General features: G+C 67.4%; 23 protein-coding genes. 11 read left to right on the forward strand and 12 right to left on the reverse strand.

Annotated features, from left to right (window positions below; genetic code table 11):
• Positions 1–61: 61 nt before the first annotated feature.
• Positions 62–1,039, forward strand: a complete 978-nt coding sequence (locus ACFPUZ_RS12070) for a hypothetical protein (protein WP_377002147.1) — start codon at positions 62–64, stop codon at positions 1,037–1,039.
• Between the two features lie 24 nt (positions 1,040–1,063).
• Complete coding sequence (locus tag ACFPUZ_RS12075) at positions 1,064–1,366, forward strand: hypothetical protein (RefSeq protein ID WP_377002148.1); 303 nt, start codon at positions 1,064–1,066, stop codon at positions 1,364–1,366.
• 96 nt (positions 1,367–1,462) lie between these two features.
• On the opposite strand, the gene ACFPUZ_RS12080 is transcribed toward ACFPUZ_RS12075, so the two are convergent.
• From ACFPUZ_RS12080 to ACFPUZ_RS12110, 7 genes are all read right to left on the reverse strand, one after another.
• Complete coding sequence (locus ACFPUZ_RS12080) at positions 1,463–2,068, reverse strand: DUF4352 domain-containing protein (RefSeq protein ID WP_377002149.1); 606 nt, start codon at positions 2,066–2,068, stop codon at positions 1,463–1,465.
• 124 nt (positions 2,069–2,192) lie between these two features.
• On the reverse strand, positions 2,193–2,399 hold the full coding sequence (locus ACFPUZ_RS12085; protein WP_377002150.1) for a hypothetical protein: 207 nt from the start codon (positions 2,397–2,399) through the stop codon (positions 2,193–2,195).
• Positions 2,399–3,226, reverse strand: coding sequence for a carbohydrate ABC transporter permease (locus ACFPUZ_RS12090; RefSeq protein WP_377002151.1), 828 nt, complete (start codon positions 3,224–3,226; stop codon positions 2,399–2,401). The genes ACFPUZ_RS12085 and ACFPUZ_RS12090 overlap by 1 nt, the downstream gene beginning before the upstream one ends.
• The gene (locus ACFPUZ_RS12095; RefSeq protein WP_377002152.1) at positions 3,223–4,233 is read right to left on the reverse strand and encodes a carbohydrate ABC transporter permease; all 1,011 of its coding nucleotides are present in this window, start codon (positions 4,231–4,233) and stop codon (positions 3,223–3,225) included. The genes ACFPUZ_RS12090 and ACFPUZ_RS12095 overlap by 4 nt, the downstream gene beginning before the upstream one ends.
• 101 nt (positions 4,234–4,334) lie before the next feature.
• Positions 4,335–5,636 carry an ABC transporter substrate-binding protein gene (locus ACFPUZ_RS12100; RefSeq protein WP_377002153.1) on the reverse strand — a complete coding sequence of 434 codons (1,302 nt, stop codon included), beginning with the start codon at positions 5,634–5,636 and terminating at the stop codon, positions 4,335–4,337.
• A 102-nt stretch (positions 5,637–5,738) separates the two neighbouring features.
• The gene (locus ACFPUZ_RS12105) at positions 5,739–6,743 is read right to left on the reverse strand and encodes an ABC transporter ATP-binding protein (RefSeq protein ID WP_377002154.1); all 1,005 of its coding nucleotides are present in this window, start codon (positions 6,741–6,743) and stop codon (positions 5,739–5,741) included.
• A 135-nt stretch (positions 6,744–6,878) separates the two neighbouring features.
• Positions 6,879–7,526 carry a TIGR03089 family protein gene (locus ACFPUZ_RS12110; RefSeq protein WP_377002155.1) on the reverse strand — a complete coding sequence of 216 codons (648 nt, stop codon included), beginning with the start codon at positions 7,524–7,526 and terminating at the stop codon, positions 6,879–6,881.
• 44 nt (positions 7,527–7,570) lie between these two features.
• On the opposite strand from ACFPUZ_RS12110, the gene ACFPUZ_RS12115 reads away from it, so the two are divergent.
• From ACFPUZ_RS12115 to ACFPUZ_RS12125, 3 genes are all read left to right on the forward strand, one after another.
• A complete protein-coding gene (locus ACFPUZ_RS12115) occupies positions 7,571–8,419 on the forward strand; it encodes a phytoene/squalene synthase family protein (RefSeq protein WP_377002156.1) in 849 nt (282 codons plus the stop codon).
• Positions 8,416–9,942, forward strand: coding sequence for a phytoene desaturase family protein (gene crtI, locus ACFPUZ_RS12120; RefSeq protein ID WP_377002157.1), 1,527 nt, complete (start codon positions 8,416–8,418; stop codon positions 9,940–9,942). The genes ACFPUZ_RS12115 and crtI overlap by 4 nt, the downstream gene beginning before the upstream one ends.
• A 156-nt stretch (positions 9,943–10,098) precedes the next feature.
• Entirely contained in the window at positions 10,099–10,356 is a 258-nt protein-coding gene (locus ACFPUZ_RS12125) for a hypothetical protein (protein WP_377002158.1), read from the forward strand.
• A gap of 23 nt (positions 10,357–10,379) precedes the next feature.
• Here the strand turns inward: ACFPUZ_RS12125 and ACFPUZ_RS12130 are convergent, their stop codons facing one another.
• From ACFPUZ_RS12130 to ACFPUZ_RS12140, 3 genes are read right to left on the reverse strand one after another with little or no spacing between them, the layout of a single operon-like run.
• Entirely contained in the window at positions 10,380–10,982 is a 603-nt protein-coding gene (locus ACFPUZ_RS12130) for a PIN domain-containing protein (protein WP_377002159.1), read from the reverse strand.
• A 17-nt stretch (positions 10,983–10,999) separates the two neighbouring features.
• On the reverse strand, positions 11,000–11,821 hold the full coding sequence (locus ACFPUZ_RS12135) for an ImmA/IrrE family metallo-endopeptidase (protein ID WP_377002160.1): 822 nt from the start codon (positions 11,819–11,821) through the stop codon (positions 11,000–11,002).
• Positions 11,822–11,870: 49 nt separating this feature from the next.
• On the reverse strand, positions 11,871–12,209 hold the full coding sequence (locus ACFPUZ_RS12140; protein ID WP_377002161.1) for a helix-turn-helix domain-containing protein: 339 nt from the start codon (positions 12,207–12,209) through the stop codon (positions 11,871–11,873).
• 113 nt (positions 12,210–12,322) lie between these two features.
• Between ACFPUZ_RS12140 and ACFPUZ_RS12145 the strand changes: the two genes are divergently transcribed.
• Complete coding sequence (locus tag ACFPUZ_RS12145; RefSeq protein WP_377002162.1) at positions 12,323–13,276, forward strand: hypothetical protein; 954 nt, start codon at positions 12,323–12,325, stop codon at positions 13,274–13,276.
• 90 nt (positions 13,277–13,366) lie between these two features.
• Positions 13,367–13,720, forward strand: a complete 354-nt coding sequence (locus ACFPUZ_RS12150) for a RidA family protein (protein ID WP_377002163.1) — start codon at positions 13,367–13,369, stop codon at positions 13,718–13,720.
• Between the two features lie 162 nt (positions 13,721–13,882).
• On the opposite strand, the gene ACFPUZ_RS12155 is transcribed toward ACFPUZ_RS12150, so the two are convergent.
• The gene (locus ACFPUZ_RS12155; protein ID WP_377002164.1) at positions 13,883–15,475 is read right to left on the reverse strand and encodes an LCP family protein; all 1,593 of its coding nucleotides are present in this window, start codon (positions 15,473–15,475) and stop codon (positions 13,883–13,885) included.
• Positions 15,476–15,545: 70 nt separating this feature from the next.
• Between ACFPUZ_RS12155 and ACFPUZ_RS12160 the strand changes: the two genes are divergently transcribed.
• The 3 genes from ACFPUZ_RS12160 to ACFPUZ_RS12170 all read left to right on the forward strand — a co-directional run bounded on the left by ACFPUZ_RS12160 (position 15,546) and on the right by ACFPUZ_RS12170 (position 18,118).
• Positions 15,546–16,451, forward strand: coding sequence for a glycosyltransferase family 2 protein (locus ACFPUZ_RS12160; RefSeq protein ID WP_377002272.1), 906 nt, complete (start codon positions 15,546–15,548; stop codon positions 16,449–16,451).
• The gene (gene manB / locus ACFPUZ_RS12165) at positions 16,451–17,542 is read left to right on the forward strand and encodes a mannose-1-phosphate guanylyltransferase (protein WP_377002165.1); all 1,092 of its coding nucleotides are present in this window, start codon (positions 16,451–16,453) and stop codon (positions 17,540–17,542) included. Before ACFPUZ_RS12160 ends, manB begins: the two co-directional genes overlap by 1 nt.
• 267 nt (positions 17,543–17,809) lie before the next feature.
• Positions 17,810–18,118: a WhiB family transcriptional regulator gene (locus ACFPUZ_RS12170; protein ID WP_377002166.1), complete on the forward strand. Its 309-nt coding sequence runs from the start codon at positions 17,810–17,812 to the stop codon at positions 18,116–18,118.
• A gap of 63 nt (positions 18,119–18,181) precedes the next feature.
• Here the strand turns inward: ACFPUZ_RS12170 and ACFPUZ_RS12175 are convergent, their stop codons facing one another.
• The gene (locus ACFPUZ_RS12175; protein WP_377002167.1) at positions 18,182–18,637 is read right to left on the reverse strand and encodes a metallopeptidase family protein; all 456 of its coding nucleotides are present in this window, start codon (positions 18,635–18,637) and stop codon (positions 18,182–18,184) included.
• 89 nt (positions 18,638–18,726) lie between these two features.
• On the opposite strand from ACFPUZ_RS12175, the gene ACFPUZ_RS12180 reads away from it, so the two are divergent.
• A complete protein-coding gene (locus ACFPUZ_RS12180) occupies positions 18,727–19,182 on the forward strand; it encodes a DUF3499 domain-containing protein (protein ID WP_377002168.1) in 456 nt (151 codons plus the stop codon).
• The last annotated feature ends 4 nt before the right edge of the window (positions 19,183–19,186 follow it).

Below are 19,186 nucleotides of genomic sequence, written 5' to 3' on the forward strand. Positions count from 1 at the left end.
TTAGATACTGCGTCATCTTAAAATAGGCAGGTCGGTATCAGTCAATTCCAAGGACATTGCCATGAAGAAGTCGCCAGTAATTGTCTCGAGCCTCGTTCTTGCTCTGTCAGCGGGCATAGTGGTTGCCCCGCAAGCTGTCAGTGGGGAGATCGCCGCCGAGGGGTGCCATGTTCGTGGAACTGCCGAATTGGAGGACAGCCTGTCCGTGCCGGCCGCTGGTTACCGCTTTGGTGTTGACCGAGTCGGCGTCAGAGATTCCCTCGATTACCATGACAATCCCTGGATCGTGGCGGACCCGGATCGGGTCTGGATGGAGTCTGGCACCCTCACTTTCCCGAGCCCCGGCCCTACGGCTACCAACAATGTCGATCCAGGGAAGATTGTGCAGGTGGACGGCCAGGACAGGGAAGTCACGGCGACGACGAATTATTTTCTGTACGGTGACAGGATCGGCTTTGACGTGACAGACTTCAACGGTCTTCCGCAGGGTGGTGCAGTCGCGGCACTGGACGTACTCAGCAACGTTGAGGTTCCACAGCTCCACCTTGATGCCACGTTCCGACCCACTACTGCCATGACGGAGGGGTGTGGGGCCTTCCAGCTCGTTAGCGGCATGGCTCCAGCGGTTCATGACGCAGACGGGTTGTCGCACCCGACGCCGTTCACCATCGGTAGTCAGGGCGTCGTCGGGGCGGAGGACTTCGGACGATTGTCAGTGCGCGCGGCGCTGAGCGATGCTGATTACGACACCCAGTGGGAACTGCACAAGGATCCAGGCGCAGTGCAGATTGAGAAAATCGAGGGGTACGTTGACGGGGAAGGAGTTGTCCACCTTACTGTTCCGCAGTGGATGAACCGCGCGTTTCCGGAAGGCGTGATCCCACTCGAGGTGTGGGCAGCCCCGCGAGCCGACGAGAGTGTTACGTGGTCTCACTACGCTGAGGAAGCCCTGGTACTGGACGGGCTGTCGGTGATCCTGACGGCGGCGGATGTTCCGCTCCTCCCCGGTGAGGGATCGTCGAGTGACCGTTGCGTGTAAACGGCGGCCGCCGTAGGCGTACCGTTGGCGATCCTGCTTCCCCTTGGACTGGCGACCCAGGTGAACATCCCGGGCCTGACGCCGATGGTGAACTCTCTGCGAGATTCCATGCAGGAGGCCAACACCCAGCTCCAGCGGCGGATGGGAGTGCTGGACCCCCGGCTGGCGGTAGAGATCGAGCGTTTCACTGCTGACGGCAGCCTGGAGCGGCTTGGTCTGATTGCTGCCGGTGCATTGGCACTGGGCATTATCGGTGATGCTTGCCTGACAGAGAATGGTTCGAGCTCGTCCAGCCTTTCCAGTGAATCGACCGAAGACGACTCATAGGGTGCAATGTCAGGTCAGGCCCCGCCTCGTGACTGCTGAGGCGGGGCCTGGCCTATTACTCAGCACGTGGCAATGAGTAAGCGCTTTGTTCGTCGGTTAGAGTGTCACGCTCCAGCTGACGGGGGTGTCGAAGAAGCCGCCCTTGTAGAGCGCCTTGTACTCGCCCGGGGTGTTGTCGCCGTCGAAGCAGACGGTTCCGTTGGTGTTGCCCCCAGGGTTGAGCTCGGCGGTTTCCAGGTTCCTGATGTCCAGGCCGGTGAAGGTGGTGTCGGCGACGACGCCGTTGGGCTTCTCCAGCTCGAAGTCGAACTGGCTGAAGTGCTTCTTAGTGTCGGCGACGTTGGTCAGGTCCACGTCGACGCAGACGTAACTGTCGAAGTAGTCCGAGGCGAAGCGGGCGTTGCTCACCGTCACCTGCATGCCGCCGAGTTCGGTGGTTTCGCCGATCTGCAGATCGCCCGGCTGCTCGGCGGGGGCCACTGCCTCAGCCTCAGCGGCGACCGGCTCGGCGGCCGGGGCCTGGGCTGCGGTCGGGGTGTCCTCGGAATCCCCGCCGGTGGCGGCACCGAAGACGACGAGGGCGGCGACGATGCCGAGGATCCACGGCCACTTCTTCTTTTTCTTCGGCTGCTCCACGGGCGCGGCCTGGTAGGGCTGGCCCTGGGGGAACTGGTTCTGATCGAAATTCTGCGGGGTGCTCATGTCCTGAGGCTCCTTGCGTGGGGCCACCCGGGTTGGTGACATTCCAGAAGCTATCCGGCAGCCCTGACATGAGGTCCGCACCCGTCATCCATGTGTTCGAAGTCGGGCATAAACTACAGGGGTGTTATTTCCGGCCGGCGCCCCGCCGCCACACCCACCACGTCAGCCCGACAAACACCGCCGCCAGCAGCCCCGGCCACAGGGCGGGCTCGGGAGCGAAGAGGTTCGCCACCGCCTGCACCAGCGCCAGAAAGGTGAAGAAACCGAGGAATCCGAGCAGGGTCTCGTGCTGCAGGGTGCGCCGTTGACCGCGCCCGGAATCCGACTCCATCAGGCTTTCACGCCGCCCGCCGTGAGACCCGAGACGATGCGCCGCTGGAAGAGCAGCACCATGATGATGAGCGGCACGGTGACCAGCGCGCCCGCGGCCATGATGGAGGCGTAGGGGTACTCGAAGGCGCTCGGCCCGGAGAAGCGGGCGATGGCCACGGTGACGGGCTCGGTGGCGGTCGTCGAGAGCTGACGGGCCAGCATGAACTCGTTCCACGTGGCGATGAACGCCAGGATCGCCGTGGTGAACAGCGCCGGGGCCGCCAGCGGCAGCAGCACGAGGCGGAAGGCCTGGCCGCGGGAGGCGCCGTCGACGCGCGCGGCCTCCTCGAGCTCCCAGGGCAGCTGCCGGAAGAAGGAGACCAGGGTGTAGATGGTCAGCGGCAGGGCGAAGGAGATGTTGGGGATGATCATCGCCCGGTAGGTGCCGATCCACCCGAGGTCACCGAAGAGCTGGAACAGCGGGGTGACCAGCGCGATGCCCGGGAACATGGAGGCGGCCAGGATGATGCCGGTGACCACGCCCTTGCCGGGGAAGTTGAGCCGGGCGAGGGCATAGGCGGTGAAGACGCCGACGAGGACGGCCAGCGAGGTCGTCGCGACGGAGATGAGCAGCGAATTGCCGATCGCCCCGAGGAAGTCGTTGCCCTTGTCCGTGGCGAGGGCCTCCTGGAAGTTCTGCAGGGTGACGTGCGTGGGCCACGGGGTGGTGTCGAAGGTGTAGCGCTTGTCGCGCAGGGCGACGATGACCATCCAGTAGAAGGGCGCCAGCCCCCAGAACATGATGAACAGCACTCCCAGGTAGTGCCACAGCGTCGCGCGCCTCATGCCACGACCTCCTCTTCCTTCATGGTCACCTGTTGGCGTTTCGCCAGGCCCGGCACCTTCCGACCCTTGACGCCGCGTTGCCCGGACACGTCCGCGCCGAGGAAGCGGATCATGATGAACGCCACGGCGAAGATGAGCAGGAAGATGAGCGTGGACAGGGCGGAGGCGGAGTTGAAGTTGTTCTGCCGCATGTCCTCGACCACCAGCTGGGAGATGGTGGCGGTGGGGGAGTTGGAGGACGCGGAGATCATGATGACCGGCAGGTCGTACATACGCAGCGCGTCGAGGGTGCGGAACAGCACCGCCACCATGAGGGCGGGCTTGACCAGCGGCATGGTGATCTGCCAGAACTGCTGCCAGCGGGAGGCGCCGTCGACACGCGCGGCCTCGTAGACGTCCTTGGGGATCATCTGCAGCCCGGCGAGGATGAGCAGCGCCATGAAGGGGGCGGTCTTCCACACGTCCGCGATGATGACGGCGGAGCGCGCCGCCCAGGGGTCCGTCGTCCACGAGATGCTCGTGTTGAACAACGAATTGATGATGCCCCGGTCCGCGAAGATGAACTGCCACAGCTTCGCGGTGACGGCGGTGGGGATGGCCCACGGGATGAGCACGGCGGCGCGGACGAAGCCGCGGCCGCGGAACTCCCGCGTCATCACCAGCGCCATGAACATGCCCAGGATGGTCTCCAGGGTGACGGTGACCACGGTGAAGAACAGGGTGATGCGCACGGCCGGCCAAAAGTCGGTGGCCAGGATGCCGGGCGGGCACGTGGACACGGTGCCCGAGGGGGACAGGCAGCGGTTGGACAGCCAGTAGAGGTAGTGGTCGAGGCCGGCGAAGCCACCCTCGACGAAGACGCCGGTGGCGGGGTCGAGCATCCTGTCGGCCTGGAAGGACAGGAAGATCGCGCGGAGAATCGGATAGCCGATGACGACGGCCAGAACGATGAGCGCGGGGGCGATCAGCCAGGCCGCCGAGCGGGCCTGACCGGCACGTGTGTTCATGTGCGGCTCCTTCGGATGAGTGTTACACACCACAGAACCACAAAAGACCCGCCCGAGGGGGCAGGTCTTCGTGGTGTTGCTTATCGACGCTCGCGGGCGCCCTAGTTGGAGGCCTGCTCGATGGCTGCCTTCATGTCGGCGGTCGCGTCATCGACGGACTTGCCGGCGGTCAGGGCGGCGTAGGCGTTGTCCTGGACGGCCTTGGAGATGGCCGGGTAGAACGGGGAGACCGGACGCGGGGCGGCGTTCTCCAGGGACTCCTTGAGGGCCGGGAGGTACGGGAACTTCTCGACGAGGGCCTCATCCTCGTAGATGGAGGCCAGGACCGGCGGGAAGGAGGCCTCGGCGAAGGAGGTCTGGTTCTCCTCGTTGACGATGAACTTGATGAAGTCCAGAGCCGTCAGCTTGTTCTCGGAGTTGATGTTGATGCCGTTGTTGTAGCCACCCAGGGTGGAGACACCGACACCGTCCTTGCCCACCAGCGGCTGGACCTCGAACTTGTCGGCCACCTCGGAGGTCTCGCCCTCCGCGTTGGTGTACATGTACGGCCAGTTGATGGCGTAGGCGGTGTCGCCGCCGACGAAGGCGAGGTTGGTCTCCTCCTCCGTGGCGGAGGTGGAGGCGGAGGCGATGGTGCCGTTCTCGTAGGCGTCGACAAGCGCCTGCAGGCCCGCCTTGGAGTCGTCGGAGTCGACGGTGACGTCGCCGGCCTCGGAGAGGACGGAGCCGCCCCAGCCCTCCATGAAACCGACGGTGTTGACGGTCAGGCCCTCGTACTGCTTGAGCTGCAGGGTGAGGCAGTCGCCCTCGATGTCGGCGCAGGAGGCCTCGAGCTCGGCCCAGTTGGTGGGGGCCTCGGGGATGATCTCGGTGTTGCGGAAGAGCAGCTGGCCGTTGGTGTTCTGCGGCAGGGCGTAGAGGGTGCCGTTGTAGGTGGCGGAGTCGACGGTGGACTGCAGCAGGTCGGCGGTGTCGACCTCGAGGTCGCCGGTGAGCGGGGCGAGCCACTGGTTGGCGGCGAAGTCGGCGGTCCAGATGACGTCGAGAGCCATGACGTCGTAGTCGGAGTTGCCGGCCTGCAGCGACTGCACGAGGGTCTCACGCTGGGCGTCGGCCTCGCCGGCGAGCTCGCGGAGGGTGACCTTCTCCTCCGGGTTCTCGGCGTTCCACTTCTCGATGATCGGGGTGATCTTGTCGGTGTCGTTCTTGCCCATGGCGAAGGTGATCGGACCGCGGCCCTCGGCGGTGGCGGAGGCCGACGTCGTGGTGGTGGCGGTGTCCGTGGTGGTGGCGGTGGTCGTCGTGTCGCTGTCACCGTTGTTGGTGCAGCCGGCGAGAACGACGGTGGAGACGATGGCGATGGCGGCCAGGGAACGACCCGGGCGCTGCAGAGCGATGTTCATCTGTAAATCACCTTTCTTGAGCTTCGGTTGCACCCAAATGTAGTGAGCCAGCTAATAACGGCGGCGTAATTTGTTGTGGATCACCCCCTGCCGGGGGTGGGTTCACAGTCGCTGACCGGAGGCGGGGTCGAAACGGTGCGCTGCCGCGGGGTCAAAGGCGAAGGTCACCGGGGCACCGCGCTCCGGCACCTCCTGCTCGCCCAGCCGGGCCACGAGGCGGACCCCGTCGCTGCTGGCGTAGACATAGGATTCCGATCCCAGCTCCTCCACCAGCTCGACACTCGCCTCCCGGGTGACCCAGCCCTCCGGGGCCTGCCCGGCGGCGACCACGCGCATCGCCTCGGGGCGCACCCCGAGGGTGACGCCCTCCCCGGGGAAGAGATTCATCGACGGCGATCCGATGAAGCCGGCGACGAACTCGTTGACCGGGGTGTCGTAGAGCTCCCGCGGGGGAGCCACCTGCTGGAGGATGCCGTGGTTGAGCACCGCCACGCGGTCGCCCATCGTCATGGCCTCGACCTGGTCGTGGGTGACGTAGACCGTCGTGGTGCCCAGGCGGCGCTGGAGGGCGGCGAGCTCCGCGCGGGTCTGCACGCGCAGCTTCGCGTCGAGGTTGGACAGCGGCTCGTCCATGAGGAAGACCTTGGGGTCGCGCACTATCGCCCGTCCCATGGCCACGCGCTGACGCTGACCACCCGAGAGATCCTTGGGCTTGCGGTCGAGGAATTCCTCCAGGCCGAGCATCTCGGCGGCGGCGGTGACGCGCTTGGTGATCTCCGCGGACGGCATCTTCGCCAGCTTGAGCGCGAAACCCATGTTCTTGGCCACGCTCAGGTGCGGGTAGAGCGCGTAGTTCTGGAACACCATCGCGATGTCCCGGTCGCCCGGCTCCACCCCGGTGACGTCCTTGCCGTCGATGAGCAGGTGGCCCGAATCCACCGGCTCCAGACCGGCGAGCGCGCGCAGGGTCGTGGATTTGCCGCAGCCCGAGGGGCCCACCAGCACGAGGAACTCGCCGTCCGCGATCTCCAGGTCCAGATCCTGGACCGTCGGGCGCTCAGCGCCGGGGTAGCGGATGGACACCTTGTCGAATGTGACCGTTGCCATGTGTGCACGATAACACCGGGGAGGGGCGCGGCGGCCGCCTCTGCGTACGGACGTACCCCGGTGTTTCGCCCGCCCCGCGAAACCCCAGGTGAAAAACGCGCCCCGCGCACAGGCGGGTACGCGAGAACGGCCCCCTCAGAGCCGCGCGGTCACCTTCTCGGCGCTGGCGATCTCGTCGAGGCGCCCGGCGTCGACCATGCCGGCCACGACCACGGCGGATCCGCCCGCCGACAGGGGCTGGAGTACCGCCTCCACCAGGCCGTCTTCGGTGGTCCAGCCCGTGGACAGGAGGCGTTCCGGGGTGCCCGCGGCGACCACGATGTCGACCAGCGCCGGAGCCGGGCCGTAGAAGTCATCGCCGTAGAAGCGGACTGTGGGCCCGAAGTCGATGGCCCCGGCGGGCAGTTGGCCCCCGGATTCGACCACCCCGCGGCCGAAGGGGTCGTCGGTGACCAGCACGATGTCGCGCCCCTGCCCCGTCCACTCCTCGAAGGAATCGGGCGAGGTGAAGACCACATCGCCCGGGCCGGAGAAGCCCCACTCCACCTCGGCGGCCAGCGCCCCGAGCACGATGGCGGCGGCCTGCCAGCTCACGGGCAGGTCGATGACGATGCGGGAGGTGGAGTCGAGGTCGAGCTCCTCGAGCAGCATGTTGCCCACCTTGGCGGCCCAGTTGTCCAGCGTGAGGGCGGAGAAGTCGAGGCGGGCGCCGGTGGATTCGTTGTACACGGTCAGTCGCGGCGCGGAGGGATCGGTGCGAAGCAGGTGTGAGAGAAGCTCCATGCCGCCCCATCGTAGGCAGATGAGGTGGGATACGCTTATGACCCATGTCAGAGAAGGTGGATCCCCTGCGCAGGTTCGACCGGATGGCTCAGCGGGCCGCCGGTGAGGTGATCGGCAGTTACTCCACCAGCTTCTCTCTGGCCGCCCGCCTGCTCAGCCCCACCATCCGCCGGGACGTGCGCAACATCTACGCCATGGTGCGGGTGGCCGACGAGATCGTCGACGGCCCGGCGGCGGAGGCCGGGGCCGCGCCCGCGGCGCTGCTGGACACCTACGAGCGCGCCGTCCGCGCCTCCCTCACGGGCCGTTTCTCCGCGGACCCGGTCGTCCACGCCTTCGGACTCACCGCGCGGCGCTGCCGCATCCCGGAGGAGTACGTGGAGGCGTTCTTCTCCTCGATGCGCGCCGACCTCACGGCGCGGGTGCACACCCGCGAATCGCTCGCCTCCTATATTTACGGCTCCGCCGAGGTGGTGGGCCTCATGTGCCTGGCGGTGTTCCTCGCCGACCACCCGGTCCCCGCCGGCGAGCGCGCCCGGCTGGAGGACGGGGCGCGCGCGTTGGGGGCGGCGTTCCAGAAGATCAACTTCCTCCGCGATCTGGCCGAGGATTCCGGCGAGCTGGGCCGCAGCTACCTGCCCTGGCTGGACGCCGAGACCAAGCCCGCCTTCATCGCGGAGATCCGGGGGGAGCTGGAGCGGGCCCGCGCGGTACTGCCGCTTCTGCCCGGGCAGGCACGTGTCGGGGTGGCCGCCGCCACGGAGCTCTTCGCCGAGCTCACCGAGCTTCTCGACACCGCCTCCGTCGCCGACCTCCGCACCCGCCGCGTCAGCGTGCCGCGGCGCCGGAAGGTGGGCATCACGCTGCGCACGATGCTCCGGTCCGGCCGATGAGCCGGGCTGTGGTCATCGGGGCGGGCGTCGCGGGTCTGGCCACCGCCGCCCTGCTGGGGCGGGAGGGCCATGACGTCATCGTCGTGGAGCGTACGGACGTTGTCGGCGGGCGCGCCGGGATCCACGAGGTCGCCGGTTTTCGTTTCGATACCGGCCCCTCCTGGTACCTCATGCCGGATGCCTTCGAGCAGTTCTACCGCTTGCTGGGAACGTCGAGCGAGGAGCAGCTGGACCTGGTGCCGCTGGATCCCGCCTACCGTCTGTTCCCCGAGGGGGAGGCGCCGCTGGACGTGCCCTCCGGGGAGGCGGTGTTCGCACTCGCGGAATCTCTGGAGGCCGGGGCGGGGGAGCGGCTGCGCCGGCACCTGGCATCAGCGGGCGAGACCTATGACATTTCCGTGGACCGCTTCCTCTACACCACATTCCCGGACCCGCGGGCCTTCCTGCGGCCCTCCACCCTGGCGCGTTCGGGGAAGCTCACGGGCTTGATCACGCAGAGCCTGGCGGGGTACGTGAACAAGCGTTTTGCCGATCACCGGCTCCGGCAGATGCTCACCTACCCGGCGGTGTTCCTTTCCTCGCACCCCGAGCGGACCCCGGCGCTCTATCACCTCATGAGCCACACGGACCTCGTGCAGGGCGTGCGTTTTCCGCTGGGCGGATTCGCAGCGGTGGTGGCCTCGCTGGAGAGGCTCGCCCGGGAGCAGGGGGCGGAGATCCGTCTCCGCACGGAGGTGACCGCCATCGAGTCCGTCGGGGGTCGCGCGACCGGGGTGCGCCTGGCGGACGGCTCGCTCATCGACGCCCCCCTCGTCGTCTCCGCCGCCGACCTCCACCACACCGAAACTCGGCTCCTCCCACCTGAGCTGCGGACCTACCCGGAGAAGTACTTCGCGCGCCGGGAGCCCGGCCTGGGAACGGTGCTCGTGCTGGCCGGCGTGCGCGGGGAACTGCCCGAGCTCACCCACCACAACCTCTTCTTCTCCCGCGACTGGACCCCGGACTTCGACGCGGTCTTCGACACCCCGGAATCGGGTGCTGCCTCCCGGTCCATCTATGTGTCGAAGACCTCCGCCACGGAGGGTGACGTCGCCCCGGCGGGCCATGAGAACCTCTTCCTCCTCGTGCCCGTGGCCGCCGACCCCGACCTCGGGCACGGCTCCCTCTACCGCGGGACAGGCTCGGCCCGGGTCGAGGCCATCGCGGACGCCGCTCTCGCGCAGCTGGGGGAGTGGGCCGACATCCCGGATCTCACCGAGCGTCTCGTCGTGCGGGAGACCCTCGGCCCCGCCGACTTCGCGGAGCGCTTCCACGCCTGGTCCGGTGGGTCCATCGGCCCGGCGCACACGCTGTGGCAGTCGGCCTTCCTGCGGGGGCGCAACGCCTCCCGCAAAGTCCGCGGCCTCTACTACGCCGGGGCCACGACGGTGCCCGGGGTGGGGGTGCCCATGTGCCTCATCTCCGCGGAGAACGTCATCAAGCGTCTGCGCGGGGACCGCAGCTCGGGGGCGCTGGAAGGCTGAGCGGGCCGTCTCACAGCACGATCCGAAACAAAGTCTCCCGTGCGCCTCTCCGCCTGGGCGACTGATTCTGGACACCCAGGGAACCTTTCCCGTCCGGCGGCAGTCTAAGTAGGGTGACCCCGCGCATCCGACGCGGGCTGACCCAGGGGGGAACCCATGTCCGTCATCACCGCCGACCGTCTCGCCCGCATCCAGGAACTGAGCCTGGCCCGTGCCCGGGAGTTTTTCCCGGGTGCCTTCTTCCTCGACGACACGGAAATGATGCTCATCTCCGTGGTCAACGCCGGGGGCAGTATTCGCCTGCTGCTGGAGCAACTCGAAGACAGTGAGGAAAGCCGAGAACAGGAGATTGTTGACGCCTACTGGGACTCGATCCTCCGGGTCTTTCTGGAGATCAGGAACAACGGGAGCTGACACGGCGTGCCCTGCGGGGCGGCTTAGGCGAATCCCCAGAGTTCGCGCGAGAGAAGCCGGGTGTTGTCGATGTGCACTAGACCGTCGTCCAAGGTGCGAAACTGTTCGTAGAGCCGCCGCATGTGACCTCGGTCGGCGATGAGACCGCGGTGTGCGCCCACGGTGAGAATGTCCATTGTGGACAACAGTCGGAGAGTTCCGCATCCGCCATTCGCACTTCTCATCCTCTCCAACCGAGCAGACTCCCGGTGGGCGATTCGTGTTCCCGCGGCTTCGTCGATGAGAATGATGACGTCGGTGCCGGCTTCCGCACGCACGACCGCATGAGCGATGACCATCGTCTCTCCCAGGTCCTTCTTGGGGAGGTGATGTAGCTCGATCCCCTTGCCGCGGATGCGGTAGATGACCTCGCCCAACTCCTCTGTCTGGGTGTCCGGGAGAACGTGGAGAAGCTTGTCGGGAAGCTTCCCCAGGACCGAGGCCGCGGGCTGGAAGCGAGTATCTCGGGAAGCCTTGCCGAGTATCTCCTCTTCCACGATCTGAGGAATACTCACTGCCCCGACAATCTGGAACAGGAGGCGCTCCTGTCTGGCGGAAAAGAACGTCAGTCCGGGTCCGGCATCCATGATTGTCGGGGGAGGGGTCATTCGTCGTCCAGCCCCGCGATCAGTTCAGTGAGTTCTTCAGTAATCGCGGGGAGATCCTCCTGTGAGGCGCGGAACTGCCCGGTGCCGGCCTCTCCTCCGTGTCTGATCCCGGAGGCGAGGAGTTCCTCCTCCAGTAGATCCACCGGCATGGAGCGGAGGGTGGCGATCGTCTGCGCGGAGATCACGCCGGCTTCATAACCCGCGATCGCCCGGGCCACCAGCCGCTGCGGTACCCGCGGTGTCGAGGAGTCCCGGGCCAACGCCGCATAGCGATCGGACCAGCCGAAACGGGTGGCGAGTCGGGGGGTCGTCATTCGCCTCCACTCGTCCTTGGTGACGTCGTCGATAACCCCGTGATCGCAGAGGGCGATGGCGGCCAGAGCAGGAGAGACGAGGAAATGCTGCACGACGGCGGAGAGGTCGGAGAGGGTCAGTGGCCCGCTCTCCCGGTGCCGAGTCAGCCGGAGAAAATCAGTGATCCCCTGTTGCGGAATGAGCAGGTGCCGGGCGAAGGCGTCGGCGCGAATCTCCTCGAAGGGTCGCGCAGAAAGATCGCCGGCATACTGAATTTCCCAGTCGTCGTGGAGGACATGGGAGACCTCGTGGGCCAAGGTGCTGCGCTGTCGCATGGGGTGGTGGGTTGCTGCGACACCGATGAACACGGCCCCGGTGCCGGTGTCGCGGAGAGTCATTCCGTGCTGGTCGGGATCGCCGCCGATGTCGACGACGGCCACGTCGTACCCGAGCGTCTGATCGATGAGAGTGACCAGGTCACCCAGCGGCTGCTCGCCCAGGCCGTGGGTCTGTCTGAACTTCAACGCCGCCTGTCGACCCGCGTCCTCGGCCGCCCCCCGATGCCGCCCCACGTCAGCGAACCTCCGGGATCGCGTAGTCGTCCAGGTAGTCGTTGAGCTCCACGTAGAACATGAGCTTGTCGCGCATGATGGCCATGTCGGAGCCGTTGGTGGCGCGGGCCGCCTCCTGCACGCGAGCGCTGAGATCCGCATGGCCGGTGAGCTGGCCAGTCGTCCAGCCGGTGGCCTCCGCGAGGAGGATGAGCTCCGGCATCGTCGCCGGTCGGGTGCCGTTGATGATGCGGGACAGGGTCGCCTGCGCGATTCCCGACTTCTGCGCGAGGGCACGCTGGCTGAGGCCGGCGGCCGCGCGCGCCCGCTCGATGGCGAGGCGTGAGTGCTCCGGGTCCATGTGGTTCACCTCCTGAATCACTAGAAAAGTTATGATTCACCCTAGTGGGGCGCAGAACAATTAGCAATGGACACTCCGGGGAACCATTCCCGTTCGGCGGCAGTCTAAGTAAGGTGACCCCGCGCATCCGACGCGGGCTGATCCAGGGGGAACCCATGTCCGTCATCACCGCCGACCGCCTCGCCCGCATCCAGGAACTGAGCCTGGCCCGCCTCGCGGAGCTCTTTCCGCACGCCCGCTTCATCGACGACACCGAGATCATCCTCGACGCCGGCATCGGCGCTACGGCCGACATCACGAACCTGCTCACTCTCCTGGAGAAGAACGATGCCCTGCTGGAGGAAGAAATCCTCGAGCATTTCTGGGGATCGCTGTTGCCTGCCATGCGCGATGCCTCCGAAGGACGATGCGTACCGCAGTTGGAGCGTCGGGAGGTGCTCGCCACCGTCACGAAGGTGGTCCACCACCGGGACGCCCTCCCGGATTTCTGCGAGGGATTCCCCGTCGCCGAGGAGCTCATCTTCGTCTACGCCCTCCGTGTGGATGAGATCCTGCAGGTGATGCCGCTCTCGCTCCTCACCGACCTCGTCGATCTGGAGGTCCTCGACGCTGCCGCCAACGCCAAGATCAAGGCCTACTCCCGAGGCCTCGACGTGATCCGCGAGATGGGAGGGGTCCTCGTCCGCGGCCTCCGGCAGACTCCGTCCATCGCGCTGCTTATCGACGACTGCGCCCGGAACCTTAAACTCACCCCCTGCGACGAGGGCTACTTCGTGGCCGTGCCCACCCGTGAACACGTGGCCATCGTCCCCGCGACCCGCGCTGACATGCTGCTCCCCCTCGTCGAGCTCACATTAGGCACCTACGCGCAAGGCGAGGCACAGCCACTCGTGCCCTGGGTCTACCACGTCCGCCAGGGACACTTCCACCAGCTCTTCGGGCCGCAGGGCGTGACGCTCAACGACGAGCTCCGGGCACTGCACGGGCCTTTTGCGGCCTGGCCGCTGGAGGAGGGCTACTGGGGCGATAACTATTCCGGCGATCTGAGCGATGTCGGCGGGTGGTAGTCCCTTTCAGGGGTGGTCGCGTGAAATAGTGGCGGACGTCACGGTGTCCGGACATTATGGGGGGAAGATCTGTTCAGAAAGGACACGTTCATGCAGCCGACCTCCGACCACCCTTATTCGATGGCCAAGCGTGCCGGCGATTTCATCTTCGTCTCCGGGGCCCTGTCCGTGGACCGGGACTTCCAGCCGGTCGAGGGTCGTAAGGAAGCGCTCGCCGCGGCGCTGGAGCGGATGACCGAGCGCCTGGCTACCGCCGGCGGTGAACTCAAGGACCTGGTCAAACTCACCTACTTCGTCACCGACATCACGCTGCGGGAGGAGGCCAACGAGCAGTTCTCGGAGCATTTCGCCGAGGCCCGCCCGGCCCGCACCTTCCTGGAGGCCTCCAACCTGCCCTACGGCGCCACCGTGGAGATTGACGCGATCGCGTACGTGGGGGAGTAAGGGGCCTCGATACCTGGCCAGGCGAAAGCTCTCACGTGACCGCGACGTGCAGGTCTTTATAGTTGTCTAGATATTCAGACATGCTGAGGTGTGGATCTCGGTCACTGTGAGCGAATCCATGTGATTCCCCGCCGGGTCGGGGTCCTGGCACCACAGACGTCACTAGTTCACACACTTGGGGCCGTCGCCCCCGGCGTCGATCTCCGGGGCCACCTCGGCGGCGCCGAAGTCGGAGCCCGGGGTGCCCACGGCCTCGCCGGCGCCGACTCCGGCCCCGGAGGAGGGGCCGACGGAGGAGTCGCCGACGAGGGACGCGTCGCCCAGGGGGCCGTTCCAGTCGTCGTGGGTGACCACGATGAGGGTGTCGGAATCCAGTCCGGCGTTCTCGGTGACGGTGAGGCCGCCGAGGGCCTCGGCGAGCGCCAGGGCGTCGGGGTCATTGGCATCCGCGGCCACCACCTGGGAGAAGGTGTAGATGCCGGGGAGAGCGTTGGTGACCTCGACGACGTCGTAACCCTCCTGCCGCAGCCAGCCGCCGGCGTTGCCCGCCAGGCCGGTGGTGGCGCCGGCGTTGAGGACGTGGATCTCCTTGCCCGCCAGCCGCGCCTCGGCGGAGGGGGCCGCCTCCTGCGTCTCCTCCTCGGGGCCGCCGAGCAGCTCCTCCATGAAGGCGTGCACGGTGGGGATGTCGACGGTGACGATGGACTCGCCGAAGTCGCCGACGCCGTCGATGGAGGTGACGGGAATGGTGTTGAACACGACGTTGCCGCCGGCCAGGTTGGCCAGCTGGGTGGCAAACGACATGATGTCCCAGTTCTCGTCGATGACCACGGAGCGCTCGACGGCGGTGCCCATGTCGGAGAGCTTCGTCGGGTTGGTCAGCGTGCCCGCCGCCAGGACCTTGTTCACCAGGGAGGCCATGTAGGCCTGCTGGCGGACGATGCGGTCGAGGTCGCCGCGGGGCAGGCCGTGGCGCTGGCGGACGAAGGCCAGGGCCTGCGCGCCGTCGAGGGTCTGCACGCCGGCGTGGAAGTCGGCGCCGGAGAGCTCCTCCTGGACGTCCTCGTTGAGGCAGACCTCGACGCCGCCGACGGCGTCGGTAAGCAACACGAAGCCGAAGAGGCCGATCTCGGCGTAGTGGTCGACCTCCACGCCGGTGAGGTCGGAGACGGCGCCGATGAGGCCCTGGCGGCCGGCCTCGGTGCCGGACTTCTCCAACTGCTGCTCGCTCACGGTGCCGCTGGTGTTGAGCTCCTCCATCTTCGCCAGTTTGTGGACGGCGAAGACGCCGTTGATCTTCATGTTCCCGTGCTCGGAATCGGCGACGTAGGTGTCGCGGGGGATGGAGATCGCCGTGGCGGAGGAGCCGTCGTTGGGGACACGGATGACCATGATGGTGTCGGTGTTCTCCTCGCCGTCGTCGACACCCGCGCGCAGCCGGTCGAGCTCCTCCCGGGAGAGGGGGTTGCCCTGGGCGTCGGTACGCGAATCGGAGCCGACCAGCAGGATGTCGGTCGCCCCGTCCTCGGCCCGGCCCTTGAGGCCCTGCCCACCGCCGAGGGTGAGGTTGCCGGCGGAGGCGAGGTCGGTGCCCAGTCGGCCGACCGCGAAGTACCCCAGTCCGGAGAGGAGGAGAGTCAGTACGGACAGGATCGCCAGGATCGTCTTCACCGGCGCCGGACCGTACTGGCGCGCGCGGGCGGCGGCGGTCGGGGCGGGCTGGATGTCGCGGACACGGCGATACTTGTCACTCACGGGGCCTAAGTCTAGGTCATCGGGAGTGGCGCAGCGGCCGCGTGACAACGAATCCCACTATGCTCAACGCATTGTGACCACCTCGCAGAGACCACCGGTTGGCGTCATCACCGTGACCTATTCCCCGGGACGCCACCTTCGCAGCTTCCTCGACAGCCTGCCCGCCGCCACCACCCGGGGCGTGCACGTCGTGCTCGCGGACAACGGATCGACGGACGGGGTGCCGGAGGAGGCGGCGTCGAGAAGCGATAACGTCGAGTTCCTGCCCACGGGAGGCAACCTGGGGTACGGCACCGGCATGAACGTCGGGGCCCGCCACCTGCGGCCGGCGCGCGACGCCGGGGACATTGACCCGCGCTACCTGCTGCTGAGCAACCCGGACGTGGTGTTCGGGGAGGGTGCGATCGACGCGCTCATCGAGTGCATGGAGCGTCATCCCGACGCCGCGGCCGTCGGCCCCCGGATCGTCGAGCCGGACGGCACGATCTACCCCAGCGCCCGCACTGTGCCGACCCTGCGCAACGGCATCGGGCACGCCCTGTTCGGGCAGGTCTGGCCGCGTAACCCGTGGACGCGCGCTTATCAGGACGACGCCGACATGTCTTCCGAGCGGGCGGCCGGCTGGCTGTCCGGGTCCTGCCTGCTCGTGCGGTGGGACGCCTTCGACGCCGTCGGCGGTTTCGACGAGCGCTACTTCATGTACATGGAGGACGTCGACCTCGGCGACCGTTTCGCCCGCGCGGGCTACCGCAACATCTTCTGCCCGAGCGCGGAGATCACCCACGCGAAGGGGCATGTCGCCGGCCAGCACGCGGACACGATGCTGCCCGCCCACCACGAATCGGCCTACCGTTTCCAGGCCGACCGCCTGCCGCACTGGTGGCAGGCGCCCCTGCGGGGGCTGATCCGCCTCGGCCTCCGGACGCGCAGCGCCCTCGCCGTCGCCCGCACCCGACATTCCCGAAAGGACTCCTAGTGTCTGATCTCACCGTCGACCCCGCGCGTACCGACGCCGTCATCCTCGTCGGAGGCCGCGGCACGCGCCTGCGTCCGCTGACCGTCAACACCCCCAAGCCCATGCTCCCGACGGCCGGATACCCCTTCCTGCAGCATCTGCTCGCCCGCATCAAGGCGGCTGGCATCACCCACGTGGTGCTGGGCACGTCCTACCGGGCGGAGGTCTTCGAGGAGTACTTCGGCGACGGCTCCGACATGGGACTGGAGATCGAGTACGTCGTCGAGGAGGAGGCGCTCGGCACCGGCGGCGGTATCCGCAACGTGTATGACCGCCTGCGCCACGACACGGTCATGGTCTTCAACGGCGACGTCCTCGGCGGCACGGACCTGCGCGCCATCCTGGCCACCCACGCGGAGAAGGAGGCGGACGTCACCCTGCACCTCGTGCGCGTGCCCGACCCGCGCGCCTTCGGCTGCGTGCCCACCGACGAGGACGGCCGGGTGCTCGAGTTCCTGGAGAAGACCGAGGACCCGCCGACCGACCAGATCAACGCCGGCTGCTACGTCTTCCGCCGCGAGCTCATCGCCGGGATCCCCGCCGGGCGCGTCGTCTCCGTCGAGCGCGAGACCTTCCCCGCGTTGCTCGCGGAAGGCCGCCGTGTCTTCGGCCACGTCGACTACGCCTACTGGCGCGACATGGGCCGCCCGGACGACTTCGTCCGCGGTTCCTCCGATCTCGTGCGCGGCATCGCGCACTCCCCGCTGCTCGAGGGCCGCACCGGCGAGTCGCTTGTCGACGACACCGCGGGCGTCGCCGCCGGCACCATCCTGGTCGGTGGCACGTGGGTCGGCCGGGGCTCGGAGATCGGGGCGGGCTGCCGCCTCGACGACACGGTCGTGTTCGACGGCGTGACCATCGAGCCGGGGGCCGTCATCCGCGATTCGATCATTGCCTCGGGGGCGCGGATCGGCGCCAACGCCCGGATCACCGGGTGCGTCATCGGTGAGGGGGCGCAGATCGGGGCGCGTTGTGAGCTGGAGGGCGGTATGCGCGTCTGGCCAGGTGTGATCATTCCGGACAACGGGGTGCGTTTTTCCTCGGATGCGTGACGACACGCCGGGAAACGCCCAGATTCCTGTCAGTTGTTGTCAGGGTGGGGCGGCACCACCATATGTCGTACCCCCGCGGTTTACCCCCTAGGTGATTCGAGTGGTGCGGTTGTTACTGGTGTGAATAGTCGCCTGCGGAAACGGGAAATAAGGCGATATTCCCCCCGGATTCGGTTGACGACATTTAGTGATCGCGTGTGTAATCACATCAGTGTAAGAAACACCACAAGCAACCACCGACCGGAGAAGGGGGACACCGTGGAAGACATGGCTGACGGCGCCGTTCTCCGTGGAGGAGTGGCCAGCATCAACGGAGCGGCTGCAGAGATGAGCCTCGACGAACTATTCGGGGCGGTGGAGCAGGAATGGCAGGACCAGGCCCTCTGCGCCCAGACAGACCCGGAGGCGTTCTTCCCCGAGAAGGGCGGCTCCACCCGCGAGGCCAAGCGCATCTGCCAGGCCTGCGCGGTCCGCGACGACTGCCTCGAGTACGCGCTCGAGCACGATGAGCGCTTCGGTATCTGGGGTGGGCTCTCCGACCGTGAGCGCCGCCGCCTGAAGAAGCAGATCGGCTGACGGACAGTCCCGGGCGACCCTGCGGGGTCGCCTTTTCGCGATTCCGGGACTCTCCCCGCCGCGCTAGAAGGGGAACTCCGGGTCGATGTCCCGCGGATCCAGGTTGAGGAACTGCGCCACCAGCGCGGTGAGGATCCCCGTGAGCAGTTCCTCCCGCTCCTCCGGCGTGGCGCTGCGCTGCTCGATGGGCATGCGGAAGAGGACGAGGCGGGCGCGGGTGGGCTGCCCCTGGGCGTCGATACCGGCGGGGATGACGCGGCCGAGCGGTACGGGGCCGTCGGCGACGATCTCGTCGGGAAGCACGGACATGTCGGCCCGCAGCCGCATGCGGGGCACCGTGTCCACCGCGATGTCGAGGTGGGCCAGCTGCTCCGGATAGGAGTGCTGGAGCGGGGCGTAGGCCTCCAGGACGGCGACGTCGAAGGCTTCGGCGCGGGTGCGGTAGCGCGGGGCGTCCATGGGGAGCAGGGGGCCGCGCACCCCGCGGCCGCGGCGGTCGCGGAACGTCCTGGTGTGCATGGTCCCTGATCTTAGGCAGCGCGCCCGGCGGGCCGGTCGCGGCGCGCGGGGGTTCCAGATTCTCAAGCAAGGGTTTAGACTTGGTGCTCGTGAGCCAGTTCCGACGTTGTTCCCGCCCGGGCTGCGGCAAGCCTGCCGTCGCCACCATGACCTACGCCTACGCCGAGTCCACGGCCGTCGTCGGCCCGCTGGCGCCCGCCGCCGAGCCCCACAGCTGGGACCTGTGCGACCACCACGCCGAGAAGATCACCGCCCCGCTGGGCTGGGAGATGCTCCGCGTGGACCACATCGACATCGACGATGACGAGGACCTCACGGCGCTGGCCGAGGCCGTCCGGGAGGCGGGCCGCGTGACCAGCGGTCTCGTCGACTCCACCGGGCCGCAGCTGCACCCCGAGGATCCGGCCGACCCGGACACCTCCCTGCATCCGGTGCACCGGGCCCGTCGCGTCTACGACGAGAAGCAGCGGCGTCGGGCCCACCTGCGGATCATCAGCTCGGACGATACCGGCACCGGCACCGACACCGAGGACACCCAGGCCTGAGCCC

Source organism: Corynebacterium nasicanis (genome assembly GCF_042658165.1).
Lineage (GTDB): Bacteria > Actinomycetota > Actinomycetes > Mycobacteriales > Mycobacteriaceae > Corynebacterium > Corynebacterium nasicanis.

Bases quoted from the DNA above. Each gene is read 5' to 3' on its own strand.
- ACFPUZ_RS12070 (WP_377002147.1), top strand. From the start codon at position 62: ATGAAGAAGTCGCCAGTAATTGTCTCGAGCCTCGTTCTTGCTCTGTCA.
- ACFPUZ_RS12080 (WP_377002149.1), bottom strand. From the start codon at position 2,068: ATGAGCACCCCGCAGAATTTCGATCAGAACCAGTTCCCCCAGGGCCAG.
- ACFPUZ_RS12085 (WP_377002150.1), bottom strand. From the start codon at position 2,399: ATGGAGTCGGATTCCGGGCGCGGTCAACGGCGCACCCTGCAGCACGAG.
- ACFPUZ_RS12090 (WP_377002151.1), bottom strand. From the start codon at position 3,226: ATGAGGCGCGCGACGCTGTGGCACTACCTGGGAGTGCTGTTCATCATG.
- ACFPUZ_RS12095 (WP_377002152.1), bottom strand. From the start codon at position 4,233: ATGAACACACGTGCCGGTCAGGCCCGCTCGGCGGCCTGGCTGATCGCC.
- ACFPUZ_RS12100 (WP_377002153.1), bottom strand. From the start codon at position 5,636: ATGAACATCGCTCTGCAGCGCCCGGGTCGTTCCCTGGCCGCCATCGCC.
- ACFPUZ_RS12105 (WP_377002154.1), bottom strand. From the start codon at position 6,743: ATGGCAACGGTCACATTCGACAAGGTGTCCATCCGCTACCCCGGCGCT.
- ACFPUZ_RS12110 (WP_377002155.1), bottom strand. From the start codon at position 7,526: ATGGAGCTTCTCTCACACCTGCTTCGCACCGATCCCTCCGCGCCGCGA.
- ACFPUZ_RS12115 (WP_377002156.1), top strand. From the start codon at position 7,571: ATGTCAGAGAAGGTGGATCCCCTGCGCAGGTTCGACCGGATGGCTCAG.
- crtI (WP_377002157.1), top strand. From the start codon at position 8,416: ATGAGCCGGGCTGTGGTCATCGGGGCGGGCGTCGCGGGTCTGGCCACC.
- ACFPUZ_RS12125 (WP_377002158.1), top strand. From the start codon at position 10,099: ATGTCCGTCATCACCGCCGACCGTCTCGCCCGCATCCAGGAACTGAGC.
- ACFPUZ_RS12130 (WP_377002159.1), bottom strand. From the start codon at position 10,982: ATGGATGCCGGACCCGGACTGACGTTCTTTTCCGCCAGACAGGAGCGC.
- ACFPUZ_RS12140 (WP_377002161.1), bottom strand. From the start codon at position 12,209: ATGGACCCGGAGCACTCACGCCTCGCCATCGAGCGGGCGCGCGCGGCC.
- ACFPUZ_RS12150 (WP_377002163.1), top strand. From the start codon at position 13,367: ATGCAGCCGACCTCCGACCACCCTTATTCGATGGCCAAGCGTGCCGGC.
- ACFPUZ_RS12170 (WP_377002166.1), top strand. From the start codon at position 17,810: ATGGCTGACGGCGCCGTTCTCCGTGGAGGAGTGGCCAGCATCAACGGA.
- ACFPUZ_RS12175 (WP_377002167.1), bottom strand. From the start codon at position 18,637: ATGCACACCAGGACGTTCCGCGACCGCCGCGGCCGCGGGGTGCGCGGC.